The sequence below is a fragment of the Pseudomonas sp. UBA1879 genome (assembly GCF_002338065.1).
Lineage (GTDB): Bacteria > Pseudomonadota > Gammaproteobacteria > Pseudomonadales > Pseudomonadaceae > Aquipseudomonas.
Genome location: NZ_DDHJ01000015.1, coordinates 442,063 through 461,169, shown reverse-complemented (window position 1 = coordinate 461,169; position 19,107 = coordinate 442,063). Strand labels below are relative to the sequence as shown.

16 protein-coding genes and 1 pseudogene are annotated in these 19,107 nt (G+C 57.8%); 11 read left to right on the top strand and 6 right to left on the bottom strand.

Features of this window, described 5'->3' with window-relative positions; all coding sequences use genetic code 11:
* Positions 1–53 precede the first annotated feature (53 nt).
* Entirely contained in the window at positions 54–1,664 is a 1,611-nt protein-coding gene (locus B3N48_RS17175) for an ABC transporter substrate-binding protein (RefSeq protein WP_296185718.1), read from the bottom strand.
* 425 nt (positions 1,665–2,089) lie between these two features.
* Between B3N48_RS17175 and B3N48_RS17170 the strand changes: the two genes are divergently transcribed.
* The gene (locus tag B3N48_RS17170) at positions 2,090–2,836 is read left to right on the top strand and encodes a GntR family transcriptional regulator (RefSeq protein ID WP_296185717.1); all 747 of its coding nucleotides are present in this window, start codon (positions 2,090–2,092) and stop codon (positions 2,834–2,836) included.
* Between the two features lie 595 nt (positions 2,837–3,431).
* Here the strand turns inward: B3N48_RS17170 and B3N48_RS17165 are convergent.
* The 4 genes from B3N48_RS17165 to B3N48_RS17150 all read right to left on the bottom strand — a co-directional run bounded on the left by B3N48_RS17165 (position 3,432) and on the right by B3N48_RS17150 (position 8,281).
* Positions 3,432–4,754 carry an MFS transporter gene (locus B3N48_RS17165; RefSeq protein WP_296185716.1) on the bottom strand — a complete coding sequence of 441 codons (1,323 nt, stop codon included), beginning with the start codon at positions 4,752–4,754 and terminating at the stop codon, positions 3,432–3,434.
* A 101-nt stretch (positions 4,755–4,855) separates the two neighbouring features.
* On the bottom strand, positions 4,856–5,836 hold the full coding sequence (denD, locus tag B3N48_RS17160; protein WP_296185715.1) for a D-erythronate dehydrogenase: 981 nt from the start codon (positions 5,834–5,836) through the stop codon (positions 4,856–4,858).
* A 28-nt stretch (positions 5,837–5,864) separates the two neighbouring features.
* On the bottom strand, positions 5,865–6,671 hold the full coding sequence (locus B3N48_RS17155) for a shikimate dehydrogenase family protein (protein WP_296185713.1): 807 nt from the start codon (positions 6,669–6,671) through the stop codon (positions 5,865–5,867).
* Positions 6,668–8,281, bottom strand: coding sequence for an acyl CoA:acetate/3-ketoacid CoA transferase (locus B3N48_RS17150; protein WP_296185711.1), 1,614 nt, complete (start codon positions 8,279–8,281; stop codon positions 6,668–6,670). Before B3N48_RS17150 ends, B3N48_RS17155 begins: the two co-directional genes overlap by 4 nt.
* 207 nt (positions 8,282–8,488) lie before the next feature.
* Here B3N48_RS17150 and B3N48_RS17145 point away from each other — a divergent pair, with 207 nt between their 5' ends.
* The 3 genes from B3N48_RS17145 (at position 8,489) to B3N48_RS17135 (ending at position 11,196) form a co-directional block, all read left to right on the top strand.
* On the top strand, positions 8,489–8,947 hold the full coding sequence (locus tag B3N48_RS17145) for a MaoC family dehydratase (protein ID WP_296185709.1): 459 nt from the start codon (positions 8,489–8,491) through the stop codon (positions 8,945–8,947).
* Between the two features lie 39 nt (positions 8,948–8,986).
* Positions 8,987–10,126 carry a LacI family DNA-binding transcriptional regulator gene (locus B3N48_RS17140; RefSeq protein WP_296185708.1) on the top strand — a complete coding sequence of 380 codons (1,140 nt, stop codon included), beginning with the start codon at positions 8,987–8,989 and terminating at the stop codon, positions 10,124–10,126.
* A gap of 137 nt (positions 10,127–10,263) precedes the next feature.
* Complete coding sequence (locus tag B3N48_RS17135; RefSeq protein WP_296185707.1) at positions 10,264–11,196, top strand: dihydrodipicolinate synthase family protein; 933 nt, start codon at positions 10,264–10,266, stop codon at positions 11,194–11,196.
* Positions 11,197–11,814: 618 nt separating this feature from the next.
* Here B3N48_RS17135 and B3N48_RS17130 read toward each other — a convergent pair.
* Positions 11,815–12,351 (bottom strand): cytochrome b, encoded by a 537-nt coding sequence (locus B3N48_RS17130; protein WP_296185706.1) that lies wholly within the window; start codon positions 12,349–12,351, stop codon positions 11,815–11,817.
* Between the two features lie 177 nt (positions 12,352–12,528).
* Here B3N48_RS17130 and B3N48_RS17125 point away from each other — a divergent pair, with 177 nt between their 5' ends.
* The 7 genes and pseudogenes from B3N48_RS17125 (at position 12,529) to B3N48_RS17095 (ending at position 18,840) form a co-directional block, all read left to right on the top strand.
* On the top strand, positions 12,529–13,206 hold the full coding sequence (locus tag B3N48_RS17125) for a thermostable hemolysin (RefSeq protein WP_296185705.1): 678 nt from the start codon (positions 12,529–12,531) through the stop codon (positions 13,204–13,206).
* The gene (locus tag B3N48_RS17120; protein ID WP_296185703.1) at positions 13,196–14,677 is read left to right on the top strand and encodes an AMP-binding protein; all 1,482 of its coding nucleotides are present in this window, start codon (positions 13,196–13,198) and stop codon (positions 14,675–14,677) included. Before B3N48_RS17125 ends, B3N48_RS17120 begins: the two co-directional genes overlap by 11 nt.
* Positions 14,674–15,363 carry a TenA family transcriptional regulator gene (locus B3N48_RS17115; RefSeq protein WP_296185702.1) on the top strand — a complete coding sequence of 230 codons (690 nt, stop codon included), beginning with the start codon at positions 14,674–14,676 and terminating at the stop codon, positions 15,361–15,363. The genes B3N48_RS17120 and B3N48_RS17115 overlap by 4 nt, the downstream gene beginning before the upstream one ends.
* Complete coding sequence (locus B3N48_RS17110; protein ID WP_296185701.1) at positions 15,350–16,159, top strand: SDR family oxidoreductase; 810 nt, start codon at positions 15,350–15,352, stop codon at positions 16,157–16,159. Before B3N48_RS17115 ends, B3N48_RS17110 begins: the two co-directional genes overlap by 14 nt.
* Complete coding sequence (locus B3N48_RS17105) at positions 16,156–16,797, top strand: tetratricopeptide repeat protein (RefSeq protein WP_296185700.1); 642 nt, start codon at positions 16,156–16,158, stop codon at positions 16,795–16,797. Before B3N48_RS17110 ends, B3N48_RS17105 begins: the two co-directional genes overlap by 4 nt.
* A gap of 10 nt (positions 16,798–16,807) precedes the next feature.
* On the top strand, positions 16,808–17,470 hold the full coding sequence (locus tag B3N48_RS17100; protein ID WP_296185698.1) for a response regulator: 663 nt from the start codon (positions 16,808–16,810) through the stop codon (positions 17,468–17,470).
* A pseudogene (locus B3N48_RS17095) lies at positions 17,467–18,840 on the top strand (ATP-binding protein). The gene B3N48_RS17100 and the pseudogene B3N48_RS17095 overlap by 4 nt, the downstream one beginning before the upstream one ends.
* The last annotated feature ends 267 nt before the right edge of the window (positions 18,841–19,107 follow it).

The following is a 19,107-nucleotide window of genomic DNA, read 5'->3' as shown; positions in this document are numbered from 1 at the left end:
TTATGTGCAGTGACAGGAGGAGCGAACGCTGCACCCCTCCCGGTAAGGACTGCTTATTTCTTGTAGAAGTCGTACCAGCTGTTGCTGTTCGGGGTGTACCAGCTGAAACCCGCGACGTTGGCCCGCGTTGCCAGTTGGTAGCCGGGGTTCATCAGGAATACCCAGGGGGCCTGCTCCATGACGATTTGCTGGACCCGCTTCATGCCCGTATCACGCGCCGCTTCATCCGTGCTGGACAAGGCTTCATTGATCAGCTTGTCCACTTCGGCATTCTTGAACTTCGGGTAATTGATCAGCGAGGCACTGTTCAGCCAGAGGTTCGCCACGTAAGCCGCGTCAGGAACGATCGCCATGTCGCGGAAGAAATACATGGGGATGGTGCCTTTGGAATATTTCTCGACCAGCGTCGAGGCGGGCAACTTCACCAGCTCGACATCCACGTTAGCCCTCGCGAACGCCGTCTTGAGGATCACAGCGATCTCTTCTTCGATCTGGTCACCCGTGCGATAGCCAAGCTGGGTCTTGAAGCCTGCGCCCTGCCCGGCCTCTTTCAACAACGCCTTGGCTTTGTCGACGTCCTGGGTGTAGGTGAAATATTCATCCGTGTAAGACGGATAGATCTCTGAAATCGGGCTTTTGGTCGCACGTGCCTTGCCGTAGTAGACGGCTTTGAGAATGTCGTCTCGAGGAACAAGGTAGTTGAGCGCCTGCCGCACCTTCGGGTTATCGAATGGCGGCATGACGTTGTTCATTTCCACACGGTGAATATAGTTGCCGTATACCTGCCAGACCTTCAATTGAGGGTTCTTCTCCAGCAGGTTCAACTCTCGCGGCGACAGCCATTCGGCGACATCCACCGCTCCGGCTTGAAGCGCAGCCAGCCGATTGGCGGAGGTTGGCATTTCCCGAAAGATGATTTTCGACAGGCGAGGCGCGCCCCGATAGTAGTCCGGGTTAGCTTCGTAAACGACTTCTTGACCGGACTGGAATTTGGTCACCTGGTAAGGCGCGAAGGACGCCGAATGGGTCGCAAGCCAGCTGGAGGCGTAGGGATCGTCGGCGGTGACGTTCTTCCGTGCGGCGGTCGAATCGAGGATCCCGAGGTCGTTATTCACCCAGATGCGCTCGATCAGCGGTGATGTCTTCGGCAGCGTGACCTTGACCGTCATGACGTCGAGCTTCTTGAACGCCTCATCGAAGCTCTTGATCCCTAGGATCTGATTCATGTACCAGCGAAAGTTGGCGTTTTTGTTCCAGCCGCGCTCGAACGACCACATGACATCATCCGCGGACAGAGTGTTGCCTGCCGCGCTTTTAACCCCGTTGCGCAGATGAAAGGTGATCGACGTCTTGTCATCCGCGACCGTCCAGCTTTCAGCGAGAGCGCCGACCAACTTGTCGAAATTCTCGACTTTCACACCGTCGGCGACCTTGCTGTCATACGCAAGCAAACGCTCGTAGATATTGCGCTTGGCCTCATGCGTCGCTTCGGTCGGGGGGTATTCCTGGTCAAGGGATTCAGGGGTGCGCGGGCCTGCTACCACCAGGATCGCGCTGGCGTCTTTGGCATAGGCCCCTGGCGCCGTTGCGGCCCCCAACAATGAAAGGACTGTCAGCGCCTGTACAGTGGGTTTCAGAAAGAACTTGGTTATCGTCGTTTTCATCGTGGGGGCACTTTTATGAGGGGTGATTGAAAAAGGCCGAGTGAAGGGGAGCGTGTTACCGGCAATGCCTGAGCTTTCACGGTGGCGTTCCAACGCAAGGGCATCCTGGGTAAGAGTGGCAAGCATGGCGCCTCCGAATTGTCGCTAAGTGATTTAGGATTGTGACAATAACGGTGCAATGCCTGTGCCACAGCTGTGACAATGTTCCAGTTTTACGTCAATGGACCTCCGTGAGCGCCCAAATTGCACGATGAGAGCGCTGTCGCAAGGGTTTTCGATGAATCCACCGTTGGAGGTGGTCTCGATGAACGTACGTTATTTTTGCTCACGCTTAGTGCACGCCTTGGCAAAGTGGTCACCGAAAGTGCACTCTCAAACAATCTTGGGTGAATTTGTGACAATCTGATAATATTTCGTAACAAACCTTGAAGACGGCCATCATGCTTACCGACAACCCAACATCCGTTGCTTCACGCAAAGCCCGTACTGCTGGCCAGATCCTCGGTACGGCCGTTAAACGAGACACCATCTATGACCGTATTCTCAGTGCCGTCATGGAGCACCGCTTGATTCCAGGCACGCGGCTGGTCGAGGAAAAGCTCGCGGCCGTTTTCGAAGTCAATCGGACCCGTATTCGTGAGGTGCTCGCGAGGCTGGCCCATGAAGGCGTGGTTACGACCATTCCCAATCGCGGCGCGTTCGTGGCAAGCCCGTCCGTCGAAGAAGCGCGTCATATCTTCCACGCGCGCAGGATCCTGGAGCCGGCGTTGATCCGGTCCCTGGTGGCGCAAATAAATGAAGATCTGCTGAGTCAGCTCTACGATCATGTCGCCCAAGAGCGCTCGGCCCGCGAGCAAGGCGACAAACGAGCCGTCATCAGACTCTCCGGTGAATTTCACCTGCTGATTGCAGAGATGGTGGGCAGCCCGCCGCTGCTGAAGCTCATGCGCGAACTGTCTTCCCTCACCTGTCTGATCATTCTGCTGTATGACTCGCCTAACGTCCCGGCCTGCCCTAACCACGAGCACTCACTCATCATCGAGGCCATCGAAAAACGCGATGCTGATCAGGCGGTCGATCTACTGATTACTCATCTGGATCACATCGAAGCGACACTGGACCTGTCGGTCGGTGAAGAACAGGAAGTGGACCTGCACGAGATATTTGGCTGACCTGACTGATCGCTGGCCACTTCAGAACCCGGCGGTCTTGCCCTACTCCCCCTGCAGCAACCCGACGTGCCAGCGGTAGCCACCTCAAGGACGCCGCCGCTGGCAATACGCCCAGGCGCTTATCCGCATCGCCCTCGCACCGCGCAAAAATCCCCTGCCAAGAGCGTCGACGCCAAAACCGACTGGGCCGGTTGTAAAACCTCACTTGAAGTCCAGCATGAAACTCTGGGTCCACTCCACCGCCGCACCTCGTTTTGTCGTTCCAGCATCCGCCTTAGCCGAACCGTTATCGACAGAATTGCGGTTCATATGGAAATCGCGGAGCTTCAAATCGGCCTTGCGTCTTCATAGAAGCCCTCTGCTGCTACGCAGGTTACGGGCAAGGTACTACCGATGGCGGCCGTCAACGCAGCGAATGCTGTGTAGATTCTCGTGAAGTTCATCATTGTTTTTTCCACGGCATGATTCACGGCGATCTCCACGGTCGGGAGATCACCCTCCAGACGTTGTGTGATATTTCTACTGGGTGCGCTGGGGAAAGACGACTGTCAAGGCGAGAGCCACCACGTCTGTTTCCCCATGAAGCGCAGTGATATCAGCTCTGTATGCTTTTGACCGATGCGACCACCGGCTGAGGCTTAGAGGCCTCCTCCTCGACCGCATGAAGCGAGACGCCCCGAGTTTCGCGCACAAACTTGAGGATCACGAACGCGGCAATGGCGGCGAGAATGGTAAAACCAGCAATGCCTTCCGACATGCTGAATTGCAGCCGGTCTATCGTTGCCAACACAATGAAAGGCGCAACGCCGCCACCAACCACGCCCACGTTGTACAGAAAGCCAACGCCAGTGGCGCGCAGCTCGGTGGGGAGATTTTCCGTGAGAATGGTGCCCCAAATACCCGAGGATCCGACGAGGAAGAAGCCACTTGCAAACGCGCAAATCAGTGCCACCGGCAAGTTATGAACTTGATAGACCAGCAGCGCAACGAAAATAGCGCCCAAGCCGACCATGCTAGCCAGAGCAATACGCCGTCCGAACTTCTCGGCAATGAACCCTGAGGCAAAGAAGCCCAGTACTTGGCCTACGGCAGAGGTCATGGTCAAGACGGTGATAGTGCTGGTCGCCGTGTTGATGGACTTCAGGTATGTAGGGAACAGCCCTTGAAATGGCCAAGAGCCAAAGCACAGCACTAGCATCATTAGCGCCAGATATGCCACACGACGTGGATAACGGCGGAACAATTGAATCGCCGGACGATCACCGATCGCCACATGCTGCCGGCTCTTGGCTCGCAGTGCCTCACGGTTACGCAGCCACACTTCGGATTCAGGGACCATCAGCGCAATGAACAACACCAGCAGCGCGCCGGGAATCAGACCGACAAAGAACATGCCGCGCCAACCGAATTCCGGGTACACCCATTGATAGGCTAACGCAGCGCCCAAAGCGCCAATGCCCCAGCCTGTATCTAGAATACCGATGCCAATTGCCCGGTATTTCTCTGGCCACGATTCCGCAACCATGGTCGTACCCAGAGAGAAGCCCGGCGCCATGCCGATCCCCAGAATAAGGCGGCAGACAAGGAGCATTGTGAAGCTGACGGACAGCCCCGTGGCAACAGCGCCGACGGTGAACCAGATCAGAGTGACAATAAGTGGCAACTTGCGGCCGATGCGGTCGCTCCAACTGCCGAAAACCAGGCCGCCGAACCAGCGCACGCCATAGGTGGCCAACAGCAACAGTGATGTTGTGCCCAGGCTGACGTCGAACGCCTTTGCTATGTCGGGAAGTACGAAGGTGATAGCGAGAAAATCCAGTGCGTCGAGCATCCAGGTGCCCCACGCGGCGATCAATACCTTCCACTGCGTGCGATTGATGTCCCTGTACCAGCGATGTTTGGGTTGAGCAGCTTGCATGACGAGTCTCCCGGCACCCGCAGTTCCGTTGGAAAAGGGGCGATTATTGTTGTTGTTCGACTCATGGCCGGTATACGCATATGCCGGCCATGGTGTAGCGCTCACGCCGCGTGTGCGGCAAGGGTCGTGCGGTGTGCACGCACGATGCTGGTGAAGTCAGCGTCGGCGCTGAAGCCCAGGGCCAAGGCCTTTTGGGCTGTGAAATGCCCTGGCCATGAATTAACGATTGCCTGGATGCGCGGATCTGGTTTGAGGGTGACCAGTGCACGCGCAGATGGTCCGCCTTCATTGATGAGTGCATCGAGCATGGCTGCGACGCTGACGCTCAGGCCAGGCAGGTTAACCACCGGCTGCCCCCCGAATGCTTGTTGCTCCAGCGCCAGCCCATGGAGGATGTTGCGCACCGCGGTGTCTGGCGACATCAGCCACAGCCGGGTTTCGGGATCGACGGGACAGACCGCAGGCTGCCCAGCCATTGGTTCGCGAATGATGCCGCTGGCGAAGCTGGATGCCGCTTGGTTTGGTTTACCTGGCCTGACCGAGACCGTGGGCATGCGAAGGCTGCGTCCACGCACAAAGGCGCGGCGGGTGTAGTCAGCCATGAGCAAGTCCACAACCGCCTTTTGCGTGCCGTATGAGCTTTGCGGACGCCAGACATGGTCATCCGCTACCGAGAGAGGAAGCTCACCACCAAATACTGCGACTGAACTGGTGGTGAGTAGCACCGGGTTATGAGCAAGAATCCGCACGCGCTCCAGCAATGCGCGCGGCGCATCAAGATTAACTGCCATCCCCAATTCGAACTCGGCTTCTGCCTGCCCTGACACCACCGCCGCAAAATGCAGCACTGCATCAGTTTGCGTATCAATTAGGTCGGCGAGCTGTTTGGCGTCGCTAAGATTTCCCGCACGTACTTCGACCCTGGCATCATCAAAACCTTCAGCACGTATCACGTCAAACGCAACTAGCTTTTCCAATTGACGAGGTTTGCCATCGATCACTATGGGACCAGGTTGAGCCAGCAAGGCATCGATCACACGACGCCCTAGAAATCCTGCTGCGCCTGTCACGACTATTTTCATCTTGTTTTCCTCCTATTCGAACAGGCGATCAGAAGCCGAAAAACCGCGCCAACGCCTGAACCTGACCCGCGTGCATGTCAGCGCCGTCGACGTTGGCGTAACCGGAACTACGTGCATGGCGTATCAAGGCGGTCGGCACGTGGCTGATGATCACATCCCCGATGATGCTGTGCGCATGCAGCCCTTGCAGACTGCCAGGCAGGCCATCTTCGGGCCGCATACCGACGGGTGAAGCGTTGATCAGTACGTCGAGCAGCTCACCGGCGGGGGCATTGGCGGTCATCTGACAATCTGGGCAATGCGCCTGTAGATGGCTTGCAACCGACTGCGCTTTGACGGCATCGGTATCGCACAGGTTGATCGCGTTAGCGCCTGCGTCTGCCAGAGCCACCGCGATTGCCATGCCTGCACCTCCAGCACCGTAAATCTGCGCCCGCTTGCCCTCGGCACTGAGCCCCTTGCCAAGAAGCGCTGCGACAAAACCCTGACCATCGAACATGTCGGCGGTCCAGCTACCATCTGGTTCACGGCGCAGGGCATTAACCGCGCCCACCCGCAGACCGTTTGGAAGCACGCGATCAGCGTGCTGCAGCATCGCCACCTTGTGCGGGATGGTCACGAACAACCCATCCAGGTTCGCCATTGCCTTTAGCCCGGCGACAACGGTCGTCAAATGTGCGGGCTCGGACTGAGCCGCGAATAACAACGCGTCTTTGTTCGAACTCGCGAACAGCGGGTTGAACACCTCAGGCGAGCGCACCTGTGCGACCGGATTACCCAGCATTGCGTACAGTCGAGTCTTGCCGGTGATCGGGAGTGCAATCGATGCGTTCATTGTGCCTCCCGCGTTTCGATCCAAGCTTGAAGGCGCGGCGAGCGATAGACGCGAGGACGAGCATCCACGTCTTCACGAATCCCCATTTTCGCTTCGCTGAAAATTCGCGGGTCCATTTCACGCAAATCAGCAGCGACCGGCACGCGGAAGTCCATGTTCGCGAAAATGTCCCGCTCGACATCAACCCCTGGCGCGATCTCGATCAGCTCAAGGCCTGTTTTACCTACACGGAATACCGCTCGCTCAGTAACAAACAGCACTTTTTGCCCACGCTCGCGAGACAGTCGCGCACTGAAGCACACCTGCTCAAGCTGGCTGACGAATTTGCAATGACGGCCTTCCTGGCGAATTTCGGTGCGACCGTTTTTCCACTGCACATCCAGACCACCAGCGGTCAGCGTGCCGCTGAACACTACGGTGCGTGCGTTTTGACTGATGTTGATAAAGCCGCCCACACCGACAATCACGTCTCCAAAGCGGCTGATGTTCACATTGCCTTCGGCATCGACTTCTGCGAACGAGAGAAATGCCAGGTCCAGACCACCGCCGTCGTAGAAGTCGAACTGGCTAGGCTGCTCTACCATGGCCTGATAATTCTGCCCTCCGCCGGAGTCCGGTCCGGTGATGGGGGCGCCACCGATTACACCCTGCTCATTGGTGAGCACCACCGAATCCAGTAATGCCTCCTCGGCAGCGACTGCTGCAAGCCCGGTCGAAATCCCGGCACCGAGATTGCACACCGCTCCCGCGTACAGCTCCATTGCGGCACGTCGTACCACCACTTTGCGTGGAGAGAACGGCAGCGCACGTATGCCATCGAGCGGAATGCGCAGCTGACCTGAGTAGCTGGGGTCGTAGGCAGTGGCATAGGTCTGTCGCTGTTCGGGCTCGATGACCACGAAGTCCACCAGGATGCCAGGAATCTTCACCTGCTTGGGTGGCAGTGTGCCTCGCTTGGCCAGGCGCTTGGCCTGAACGATGATCGTGCCGCCGACGCGGCGAGCCGCCTGTGCCATGGCCAGCATTTCACCGAGAACGGCTTCCTCTTCCATGGTGACGTTGCCATCTTCGTCCACGGTCGTTCCGCGCAGAAAAACCACGTTTAGGGGAAGGGGTCGGTAGAACAGCCACTCTTCGCCATCGATCTCCTTGAGTTCAACGAAACCCTCGGGCGTGCTTGGCGTTTGGCGACCGCCTAACTGACGTGGATCTATAAATGTATAGAGTCCGGTCTTGCTCAGCAGGCCAGGACGGCCTCCAGCCATTTCCCGCATCAGCTGCGACAGCACGCCCTGTGGGATGGTATAGGCCTGGATTTGATCAGCCACCGCCATGCGCATCAGCGCCGGGGAGTCGATAAGGGCGCTGCTGATTGATCGTGCGACCAGACCGGGCTTGGCAAAATGGTCTGCGCCTAGCGATTTTCGGTCGCCCACTCCGACAACACTGATTGCTGTCAGGTTGCGGGGAAGCCCCTCGCGCTCGAAGCGACGCCCAAGCGCCGCCAGCAGAGCTTCGGGCACCGCGTGCCCGCCACCCGAGCCACTGACCAGTACAGCGTCTTGGTCCTGAACGAGCGCTGCCGCCTCGTCTGCGTCGATGATCCGCATATGGAGTCTCCTGTTGATCGATGATTGTTATGGGTGCGATCAGCCATTGCGAAAAAATGTAAGCGCTTATCAAATTTTCCGCAAGCGTATTTTTCAATGTCTCATTCGGGAAAATCAGCCTTTGAAAAGAATCGGATTGACAAGCATCGAATCTAGATTCAACTTAAATGTAAGCGGTTATCAAAACAAAAAAGAGAGGATGCAGTCATGGGTATCACAGGTGTAGAGATCGGCCAGACCTTCAAATTTGCGAAAACGGTGGGAGAAGTGGACGTCACCCTTTTTGCCGGGCTGACGGGTGATTTCAGCGACACGCACATCAACGAGCAGTACATGCAGGAGACAAGCAGTGTCGGGACGCGCATCGCCCACGGCGCTCTGATCATTGGCTACATGTCCACGGTCTCGACCATCAGCATCGCGCACATCATTCATCGCCCTGATATCACCGAGTTTCCAGTCACGTTGGGGTACGACAAGATTCGCTTCTTGCAGCCGGTACTGCTGGGCGACACCGTCAATCTGACGTACACCGTGGTGCGTATCGACGAAGAAAAGCGCCGAAGCACCGCTGAGGTGAAGGTGTTCAATCAGCATAATGAGTTGGTGGCAGTGGCCGAGCACATCATGAAATGGTCGACACGCCTGTCGAACCGGGCAGCCTGAGCGTGATGCGCGACGTAGATGACAGCGAGGAGAGCTATTGTGCATAGTGCGGCTGATTTCCACGGCTTAGAGCCCACAGGAGCAAGCACACTCATGCCTTCCGACCAGAGCGGCGTACCGCCCTCGTCCCCTACGCCGCGCCAGCGCGCCAAATCGTCTCAAGCAACGCTTGAAGATGTGGCCAACCATGCCGGTGTATCGACTGCCAGCGTTTCGCGCATGGTCAAGGATCCATCTTCGGTATCAGCGAAACTGCGCGCTCGCATTGAGGCGTCAATCAATGAACTTGGCTGGGTGCCCCATGCAGCGGCCCGTGCTTTGGCGACCCAGAGCACTCGCACTATTGGTGCAGTATTTCCCACACTGGCTAACGAACACTTTTCCACCGCGACTCAGGTGATTCAGCAGGAGCTGGAAAAGCTCGATTACACCCTGCTGTTGGCCTGCTCGGAATACGACGCGGAGCGAGAGTTCCGTCAAGCGCGCAAGATGATCGAGCGCGGAGTTGATGCAATGGTGCTAGTAGGCGACGCTCATCACCCCGAGTTGTACCCACTGCTGCGCACTCGCGGGATACCGTTTGTAAGCACATTTACTTACCGTAGCGGAGACGACCCGATCTGCATCGGCTCGGACAATTTCGGCATGTTCTATAGGGCAACTCAATACCTGCTTTCGCTGGGCCATCGCAGCTTTGCGATGCTGGCACAGAGCACTGTGATGAATGATCGGGCAGCCGCGCGTCGAGAGGGGGTGTTCGCAGCGCTGGCGGAAGAAGGCCTGACGATCCGACCTTCACACCTCGCCGAAGGGTTCTCTGGAGTGCACCAGGGTCGTGAGCTGTTCCGGCAAGTCGCTGAAAGCAACCCACGTCCAACAGCTGTCATCTGTGGAAATGGCTCATTTGCCATGGGCGCAGTACTGGAAGCTCAAGCCATGGGCATTTGCGTGCCGTCTCAGATGACGATTTTCGGCTTCGACGACTTCGAGCTGATGAAGGAGTTGCCGGTAGCTATCAGCACTATTCGTGTGCCAAGCCAAGAAATTGGCCGCAAGGCCGCACACTATTTGGTCAAGCAATTGAACCCCAATCTCAAAACCATTGAATGGCATGACAAGGCCGAATGTGAGGCCGAAATCATACTACGCGACTCCTCTGGAGCGCCGCCGAGCGGCTGATCTACCAACACGCCAACACCTCTGCTCTTAACACATTCTCCGGGGCGCCAAGTGCGCCTCGAATAGAACCGCTCGACCTGATTTTGACGAATCAACACACGATCCACCCAACCAACGACAACTGTGGAGATAGACCGATGAAATTTGACAATGGAGTACTCGTCGCGAACCTGCTGGCTTTCGACGCAGACCTGTCAGTGAACTGGGACTCACTCAGTCGGCACACACGCCAGTTGAAGGATATTCCCGGCGTCCGGGGTTTCGTAGTCAATGCCTACGCAGGCGAAGGACCGACTCTGACCCAAGCCGAACGTGACCGCGCGATTGCCCTGCATCGCGATATTGCCAACCCAGATCAACCAATCGTCGCGTGCATCCTGTCGACCTCCACAGCGGGCGCCATCGAACAGGCCAGAGCGGCTCGCGCCAATGGCGCCAGCGCCCTTTTGGTGTGCCCACCGATCGTATCCGGCTGGAACGCAGCAGCCAGTCCACACATCGCCTTGGAGTATCACCGCGCTATCGCTGCGGCTGTGGACTTACCAATCATTTTGTTCCAATTGAGCATTGGCGACCCTGTGGCTTACTCCCACGAACTCTTGATTCAACTGGCTCGCGAGATCGACAGTGTGATTGGCGTGAAAATGGCCCAGGCGAACGATGCCGTACGCTACGATCAGGACTATTTGGCCCTGCAACAGATCGGGCGCCCCCTCTTCGCCCTGCCATCCGTGGGAAGCAGCATGTTCCATGGGCTCAATACCGGTGCCGAAGGCATCCTGACAGGCTTGGCAACCTTTGCACCGTATGAAATCACGGAACTGTGGCAGAGCACCGCACGGGGCGATTTTGCTCGTGCCAGAGAGATCCACCTCCAACTGGCCGAGTTGAACCACATGATCTATGGCCACCCTTACGTAGACCTGCACAACCGCTACAAGGAGGTGGCGTATCTGGCCGGAGCGATTCCGACGCCTTACGTGCGCGGCCCTCAGGTGCGCGTCACTGAGAAAGAGCAGGCGCGTCTTGCAGAGGCGCTGGCCAGGGCGAAACTCAAGCCACTGAGTTGACTCTCAGATAGCTCTGTTTAGGTCTGATAGCTGCTTACCAGGCGGCAGCTATCGGCCAAAAGCGGTCATTACACCAATACGACATCAACTGGCCGAAACAGCATTTGATGCACCCTAATCGTCCCCCCTCCACCTTGGAAGCAATGCCTAAACGGCTGCTCATTGGCTAATTGGAAAAACCTTACGCCGCTGTTGATTACGTAGAGGACAGATATGGAAAATCGAGGAGCCGAATTCACGAAGTGGTTTGACCCAGACATCGAGTGTACGAGGCATATCGAATCACTCGGCCTTGGCGTTTAAACTGAGGCAGTTAATCACGCCGTCATCAAACCACATAGCCCCAGTAAGAATGCCCTGTATGGCAGTTGCCCAAAGATCTAGACACCCCACAGAAGTCGGGACTGCCAAGACATCGTCTCATCCAGACATTGAACGCTTGGTAGCCGATGGCGACCTGGTCAAAATCGGGCTTGGGTACAGTGTTCAAACCGAAATCGGTTTCGAAGCCATCGGCCCTACATTGTCGGCCTGAGCATCGGTCGCATCGGTAAACCGACCGTTTACCGCTTCGCCCGCCGAGCGCTGTGAAGCGATCGGGCGTGCCGACGTTGTCGCCTATCGAGGCAACATCCGTCTAAGCGTGTTATCCCGCACATAGTAATGATGGAACAAACCCGCCGCCGCGTGCAGTCCGATCAGCCAGTAGCCCAGACTTCCCAACCATTCATGCCAGCCTTTGATCTGCTTGGCCAGCGCGGGGTCCAGGGCAACAGGCGCAGGCATGAAAAACTCGAAGTACGGCACAGGTTTTCCTCCAGCAGCCAGCATCAGCCATGCCAGTATGGGTGTGACGATCATCAGGACATACAACAACCCGTGCATCACATGAGAGAGACCGATCTGCCAAATGGGCGGCGTCGGGCTTATCGCTGGCGCCTTCCATATCAAGCGGCCTAGCAAGCGAATCCAAACCAACGCAAAGATCGAAAGACCAAACAGCCCGTGCAAGCCCAGGAGTGCAGAGCGCAGCGTGCTGCCGCGTGCGGCCAGGCCTTTGAGTTCGATGCAGGCATAGACGCCGACAAACAGCGCAAGCATCAGCCAATGCAGATACATGGAGAGTTTTGCGTAACGAGGTAAAGGTGACGTCATGTCGGTGCTCGCTTTCAAGAAGTGGATGAACAGGCGTTGGAGGCGATCAGACTGTGCTGCAGCTGGCTTAAGGAAATCTGAAGAAGATAACCTGCTCCCCTTTTTCTTACCTTCAGACTTCGTTAAGAATCGGCGCTGATACTCCCCACCATTCACCATTGGGAAGGAGCCTCACCCATGCAGGGTCTGGACTGGAATGTTTGTCTACCGCTGAGCTTCGGAACCTCTGAAGCACCCGCTCTCTCACTCCATCGCGCCTTGGCTCAGCAGCCGCTGCGCGAGGGTTTCGAAGCCTTTATCCAACAGCGTTTTCGCAAAGCCCACAACGCAGAGATCCATCAGTTCATGCCTGAGCTGTTTGGCCTGAACGATGGCGCGGGTAGCCTGTGTGCCGTCGCGGGGGTACGCACCGCGACCTCAGGCGCTTTGTTTCTGGAACACTATCTGGATGAGCCAGTCGAGCGTGCAATCGAGGCCCACGCGGCACGGCCGGTCGATCGTCAGGGTGTTGTCGAGGTCGGCAACTTGGCAGCGAGCAATCTGGGTAGCGCTCGCCTGAGCATCATCACCATCACCTGGTTACTCGCGATGGGCGGTCTGGAGTGGGTGGCGTTCACAGGCAATGCCGGACTGGTCAACAGTTTCAACCGATTGGGTCTGCGTCCTGTCACGTTGTGCGCTGCCGACCCTATGCGGCTGGGCGACGATCGGCATGCATGGGGGAATTATTACGACACCCAGCCCAGTGTGCATGTCGGGGACATACGTTCCGGCTTTTTACATTTGAGTCGCAGCGGCGTGTTCGAACGGTTTGGCCTGCCACTGACCTTGGAGCGCAGTTGCCATGTCGCCTGAACTGAACGCTTTTCGTCAGCGGATCGCCGAGCTGGCGACCCGTCAGCCACACGCCTGTGCCCTGTGGGGCGACGACCTCAAGCTCGACTACGCCGAGCTGGACGCCGAGATTCGGCTGCGCCAGCAGATACTGCGCGACATGAATGCCAAGGTGGTCGCTGTCTCGCTGGAGAATGGGCCTGACCTGATGATCTGGGATCTGGCGATTCTGTTCGAGGAACTTGCCTGCCTGGCGCTGCCGCCTTTTTTCACCGCCGCTCAGCGCCTTCACTGCCTTGCACACAGTCAGGCCGATCTGATCATTGGCGGCATCGACCATGAAGATGAAATGGATCAAGCGGGTTTTCAGCCCCGCGATGGTTTTTGGATCAGGCCTGCGGTTGAACCCTCGCCGCTTCCAGCGGGCACCGCGAAGCTGACCTTCACCTCAGGCACCACCGGCGCGCCAAAAGGCGTCTACTTGAGCGCCGAAAGCGTGCTATCCGTTGCCCGCGAGCTGCATCAGGCCAGCGAGTCGCAACACCCTCGTCACCATCTCTCATTATTGCCATTGGCCATTTTGCTCGAGAACATCGGTTGCTATGCGGCGCTGTACGCCGGCGCCATGATCAGTCTGCCCAGCCAACGCACCTTGGGCATGCGGGGTGCCAGCGGCGTAGATCTGCCGAAGCTTCTTTCTACGCTCAAGCTTCGCCATCCGCACAGCATGATTCTGGTGCCGCAACTGTTGTTGCTGCTGGTCACTGCCTGTGAATTCGGCGCATTCGACAGTGGTGAATTGCGCTTCGTTGCCGTAGGAGGCGCCAAGGTCAGCCATGAGTTACTACTGCGCGCCGAGCTGGCCGGCATACCCGTTTATGAGGGCTATGGACTGTCCGAATGCGCCTCGGTAGTCGCACTTAATCGTCCCGGTGCACATCACCCCGGCAGCGTCGGCCAATCGTTGCCGCACGTACAGATACGTCTGGCTGACGACGGTGAAGTCTTGATCGCTGGATCCGGAATGCTGGGCTATCTCGGCGACACCCGCCCCGTGCCTGAATGGTGGCCAAGCGGAGACTTGGGTGAGTTTGATGCCAACGGTTATCTCTATCTGCGTGGGCGCAAGAAGCATCAGTTCGTCACCAGTTATGGACGCAACGTCAACCCCGAGTGGGTGGAAGCTGAACTGACTCAACGCGGTCACATCGGCCAGGCATTCGTCTACGGGGAAGCGATGGCGCACAACCATGCGCTGATTTGGCCGCTGCGCCCGGAAACCACCGATCTGCAAATCGCCGATGCCGTCGCTCAGGCAAATCAGGCGCTGCCCGACTACGCCCGAGTACATGGCTGGACACGGCTGGAACAGCCATTCAGCCCGAGTAACGGCATGGCAACCGCCAATGGTCGCCCCAAACGCGAATCCATTCTGGCGCACTACCGACATCTTTTTATCGAGCCCACACGAGCCGAGGATCATCCATCATGAGTTTTTTCGAGAAGTTGCAAGACGCCACGCGCACGGAGCGCGAAACGCTGTTCAATTTGCCGATCATCCATCAGGCGCTGTTTGGTCAGGTGACGCTGGAGAGCTATACAGCCTTCCTGACCCAGGCCTATTACCACGTACGCCATACCGTGCCATTGATGATGGCTTGTGGCGCGCGCCTGCCCTCGCGGCTGGAGTGGCTGCGGAGTGCCGTGTGCGAGTACATCGAGGACGAATACGGTCACGAGCAGTGGATCCTTAACGACCTGCGGGCCTGCGGTGCTGACGCTGACGCCGTACGTGACGGCACGCCAGGCCAGCCCATTGAGCTGATGGTCGCCTACCTCTATGATCTGATCGCCAGGGGCAACCCCGTGGGTCTGTTCGGCATGGTGAATGTCCTGGAAGGCACCAGCATCGCCCTGGCGACTCATGCGGCAGGTAGAATTCAACAACGCCTTGGGTTGCCTGCCACTGCATTCAGTTACCTCAGTTCCCACGGCAGCCTTGACGTCGGGCACATGGAAACCTACCGAAAACTGATGGATCGTATCGATGACCCGCAGGATCAGGCAGCGGTGATTCGGGCCTCGAAGATGGTGTATGCGCTGTACACCGACATGTTCCGGCAATTGCCTGCCGCGCTCGCCGAACCTGAGATGGAATCCACTCATGCGACTGTCTGAAGCCCGTGTCATCTTGACCGGAGCCAGCGGCGGAATCGGCCTGGCCATTGCTGAAGCCTTGTGCAGCCACGGTGCAGAGGTGCTGGCGGTATCCAGGCATCAGGAACCCCTGATCGGGTTGCAGAAGCAGTACCCGCACCTGTTGCACTGGGTCAACGCCGACCTGACCACGCACGAAGGTCGTCAGCATGTGCTGATGACTGCTCAGGCTATGGACGGCGTCAACCTGCTGATCAATGCTGCGGGGGTCAATCACTTCGCGATGCTGGAGCAACTACCAGGCCGTGAGATCGACGCGATGCTCAACATCAATCTGCATGCGCCGATCCTGCTTACAGGGCTGATGCTGCCAATGCTACGCAGCGTTAAACGCGCGATGATCGTCAACGTCGGCTCAACCTTCGGGTCGATCGGTTACGCCGGGTATGCCACTTACTGCGCCAGTAAGTTTGCCCTGCGCGGGTTCTCCGAAGCCTTGCGCCGGGAGTTGGCTGATACGCAGGTCGGCGTGCTGTACGTGGCTCCACGGGCGACCCGCACTTCGATGAACGGCCCTGCAGCACGTGCCTTGAATACGGCCCTCAAGAGTAACGAAGACGACCCTCAGACCGTTGCTGCTGCGGTCATCAGCGCCATCGTTGGCAATCAGCGCGAACTCTACCTCGGTTGGCCAGAGCGATTTTTCGTGCGCCTCAACGGTCTGCTTCCCGCCGTCGTTGATCGCTCTCTGCGCAAGCACCTGCCGCTGATTCGTCGATTGAGCAACACGCATTTTGAGGAGAAACCCAAACCATGAAAGCCCTGCTAATCACCCTGCTCTCGTTGTGCATTGGACCTGCCTGGGCGCTGGATGCACCTGACCAGCAACGTCTGTCGGCCATTCAACAAGACTGGGCACGCATTCAGTATCAACTGCCTGAAGACCAGCGTGTCGTCGCATTCGAGAAGCTGGCGTCCCAGTCAACACAGTTCAAGCAGGATCGGCCCAATGCTGCCGAAGCCTGGATCTGGTCAGGCATCGTCACCAGCAGTTGGGCCGGTGCGCAAGGCGGGCTCGGCGCACTGAGCAAGGTCAAACAGGCCAAGGCTGATCTGGAAAAGGCGCTATCCCTGGATCCTTCGGCCCTGCAAGGCTCCGCCTATGCGAGTCTGGCTGCGCTGTATGATCGAGTGCCCGGCTGGCCCATCGGCTTTGGCGACGCAGACAAGGCTCAAGGTCTGTTGGAGCAGGCGTTGAAAATCAACCCCGACGGCATCGACCCGCTGTACTTCTGGGGCGATCATTTTTTCCGCCAGGGGCACTATGCTCAAGCCAAAGCGGCACTGGAGAAAGCCCTGCAAGCCGCACCACGCCCCGGTCGGGAGTTGGCCGATAGCGGTCGACGCAAAGATATCCAGTTACTGCTGGTCGACGTAAACAAGAAATTGAAATGACGGAGCCTGCATGCGCTTGCTGTTGATCGAAGATGATGTCGCGCTGGGCGAAGGGATTCACCAGGCGCTCAGTCGAGAGGGTTACACCGTCGATTGGGTGAAAGATGGCAGCAGCGCACTGCATGCGCTGCTCAGCGAAGGGTTCGATCTGGCCATACTCGACCTGGGGCTGCCCAGGCTTGACGGACTTTCAGTGCTACGGCGTGTGCGCGAGACCGGTTCTGCCCTGCCGGTTCTGATTCTCACCGCGCGCGATGCCACCGAGGATCGTATTGCCGGCCTGGACGCCGGCGCTGACGACTATCTGATCAAGCCCTTCGACCTCAACGAACTCAAGGCGCGGCTGCGCGCCTTATTGAGGCGCAGCGCAGGGCGCGCACAGGTGGCGATCGAACATGCCGGTATCCGCCTCGACCCTGCCACGCAGCAGGTCAGCTATCACGCGACGCCCGTTTCCCTGACCCCTAAAGAGTACCAGCTGCTGCATGAGCTGCTGTCCCCTCCAGGCCGGGTAATGACTCGCGAACGCCTGACTCAGTTGCTCTATGGCTGGAACGAAGAAGCCGACAGCAACACCCTGGAGGTGCACATTCACCACTTACGCAAGAAGTTTTCCAGTGAGCTGATTCGCACGGTCAGAGGGGTGGGCTATCTGGTGGAGGATCGTCTTTGACATCGATACGCCGTCGTACTCTGACGCTCATCATTGGCCTTGTTCTCATTGGTCTGACGATCCTGACGCTGGCCAATATCCATGACAGCAATCATGAGATCGCCGAGGTCTACGACGCGCAACTCGCCACCAATGCCCGGCTACTGCAAGGCGTGATGCGCATGCCGCTGGCGGGTCAGGAGCACGCCCAGCTGTATCAGGCGTTTAATCAGGCGCTGGGGCAGGCAGAGCCCAAGGTCGATGGCCACCCTTATGAGAGCAAGATTGCCTTTCAGGTGTGGGATCTCCAAGGCAACCAGCTGGTGCATACCCGAAGCGCGCCAAGCCTGACGCGTGCGCCGACCTATACCGGATTCAGCGACATCAACGATCTGGGAAAACATCAGTGGCGTACCTTTGTGCTCAAGGACGAGGCGCATAACCTGCTGATCTGGGTGGGCGAGCGCGATGACGTGCGTTCTGATCTGGTCAATCGCATCGTGCGCCATACCGTACTGCCTAACCTCATTGGCAGCCTGTTGTTGATGGGCGCCATCTGGCTGGCCATCGGTTGGGGGTTAAAGCCCTTGGCGAATCTAGCCGCCACGTTGCGGGGACGCCATCCAGGCTCACTTGAGCCCTTGCAACTGGCCCCATTGCCCAGCGAACTCGAACCGATGCAGACAGCCCTGAATCGGCTGCTGGGACAGATTCAGGAAGTGCTGAGTCGCGAGCGGCGCTTTATCGCCGATGCAGCCCATGAGATGCGCACGCCGCTTGCGGTGCTCCGAGTACACGCCCAAAACGTGCTGGAGGCACAAAACGACGAGCAACGGCGGGAGTCGCTGGACTACCTTGTCGTTGGAGTCGACCGTACAACACGGTTGGTGAATCAGCTGCTGACGATCGCCCGGCTGGAACCGGGCACTGGCCCGGTCAAAACCCAGCAGGGAGACCTCGTCGCCGCCGTACGCGAAAGCCTGGCGCAGATGACACCCTGGGTTTTGAGCCGAGGTCTGGAACTGTCTTTTGAATGCAACGAACCGGCCCGCCCGCTGAGCACTGACTTCGCGGCCATCGACATCGCTCTCCAGAACCTGATCACGAATGCGGTGAATTTCTCGCCAGCAAATGGGCAAATCAACGTCACCTTAGTCTTTAAACATGACGGCTATGAGTTATGAGTTGCCGATCAGGGGCCGGGTATCAGTGAGTCCGATCGTGAACGTCTCTTCGAGCGTTTCTACAGCAAAGGAAATGACCAAGGTGTCGGGCTTGGACTGGCGATCGTGCAAACTGTAGCAATGCGCCTTGGTGGTGAGGTAAAGCTGGAAAACAGACTACCTACAGGCTTGATGTCCACCCTCGTGATTTCTTTTGCGTCGAAATAGTTTGGTGAGACAGATATCCACGAAGTTTGCAAAAGTCGAGTGTCCGCTAAGGGTCGATAGCGGCCGGAAAGCATATCTACGAAAACATCACTGGCGATAAGCCTCGCGACACCGCCAAGTACGTGGCCGATGCCAAGGAGAAGGTCGAGCCAGTGACCACCGAGGTGAAAGAGACGTGAAGTCGGTCGCCCGACCGTCACTGATGCATGGGGATTTCAATCGTTGCAACCAGGAGATCTGCCGGCGATGGCCTCCCTGCAAAGCCAA

Coding starts and splice junctions, on each gene's coding strand:
- B3N48_RS17175 (WP_296185718.1), bottom strand. CDS start 1,664: ATGAAAACGACGATAACCAAGTTCTTTCTGAAACCCACTGTACAGGCG.
- B3N48_RS17165 (WP_296185716.1), bottom strand. CDS start 4,754: ATGCAAGCTGCTCAACCCAAACATCGCTGGTACAGGGACATCAATCGC.
- denD (WP_296185715.1), bottom strand. CDS start 5,836: ATGAAAATAGTCGTGACAGGCGCAGCAGGATTTCTAGGGCGTCGTGTG.
- B3N48_RS17155 (WP_296185713.1), bottom strand. CDS start 6,671: ATGAACGCATCGATTGCACTCCCGATCACCGGCAAGACTCGACTGTAC.
- B3N48_RS17150 (WP_296185711.1), bottom strand. CDS start 8,281: ATGCGGATCATCGACGCAGACGAGGCGGCAGCGCTCGTTCAGGACCAA.
- B3N48_RS17145 (WP_296185709.1), top strand. CDS start 8,489: ATGGGTATCACAGGTGTAGAGATCGGCCAGACCTTCAAATTTGCGAAA.
- B3N48_RS17135 (WP_296185707.1), top strand. CDS start 10,264: ATGAAATTTGACAATGGAGTACTCGTCGCGAACCTGCTGGCTTTCGAC.
- B3N48_RS17130 (WP_296185706.1), bottom strand. CDS start 12,351: ATGACGTCACCTTTACCTCGTTACGCAAAACTCTCCATGTATCTGCAT.
- B3N48_RS17125 (WP_296185705.1), top strand. CDS start 12,529: ATGCAGGGTCTGGACTGGAATGTTTGTCTACCGCTGAGCTTCGGAACC.
- B3N48_RS17120 (WP_296185703.1), top strand. CDS start 13,196: ATGTCGCCTGAACTGAACGCTTTTCGTCAGCGGATCGCCGAGCTGGCG.
- B3N48_RS17115 (WP_296185702.1), top strand. CDS start 14,674: ATGAGTTTTTTCGAGAAGTTGCAAGACGCCACGCGCACGGAGCGCGAA.
- B3N48_RS17110 (WP_296185701.1), top strand. CDS start 15,350: ATGCGACTGTCTGAAGCCCGTGTCATCTTGACCGGAGCCAGCGGCGGA.
- B3N48_RS17105 (WP_296185700.1), top strand. CDS start 16,156: ATGAAAGCCCTGCTAATCACCCTGCTCTCGTTGTGCATTGGACCTGCC.
- B3N48_RS17100 (WP_296185698.1), top strand. CDS start 16,808: ATGCGCTTGCTGTTGATCGAAGATGATGTCGCGCTGGGCGAAGGGATT.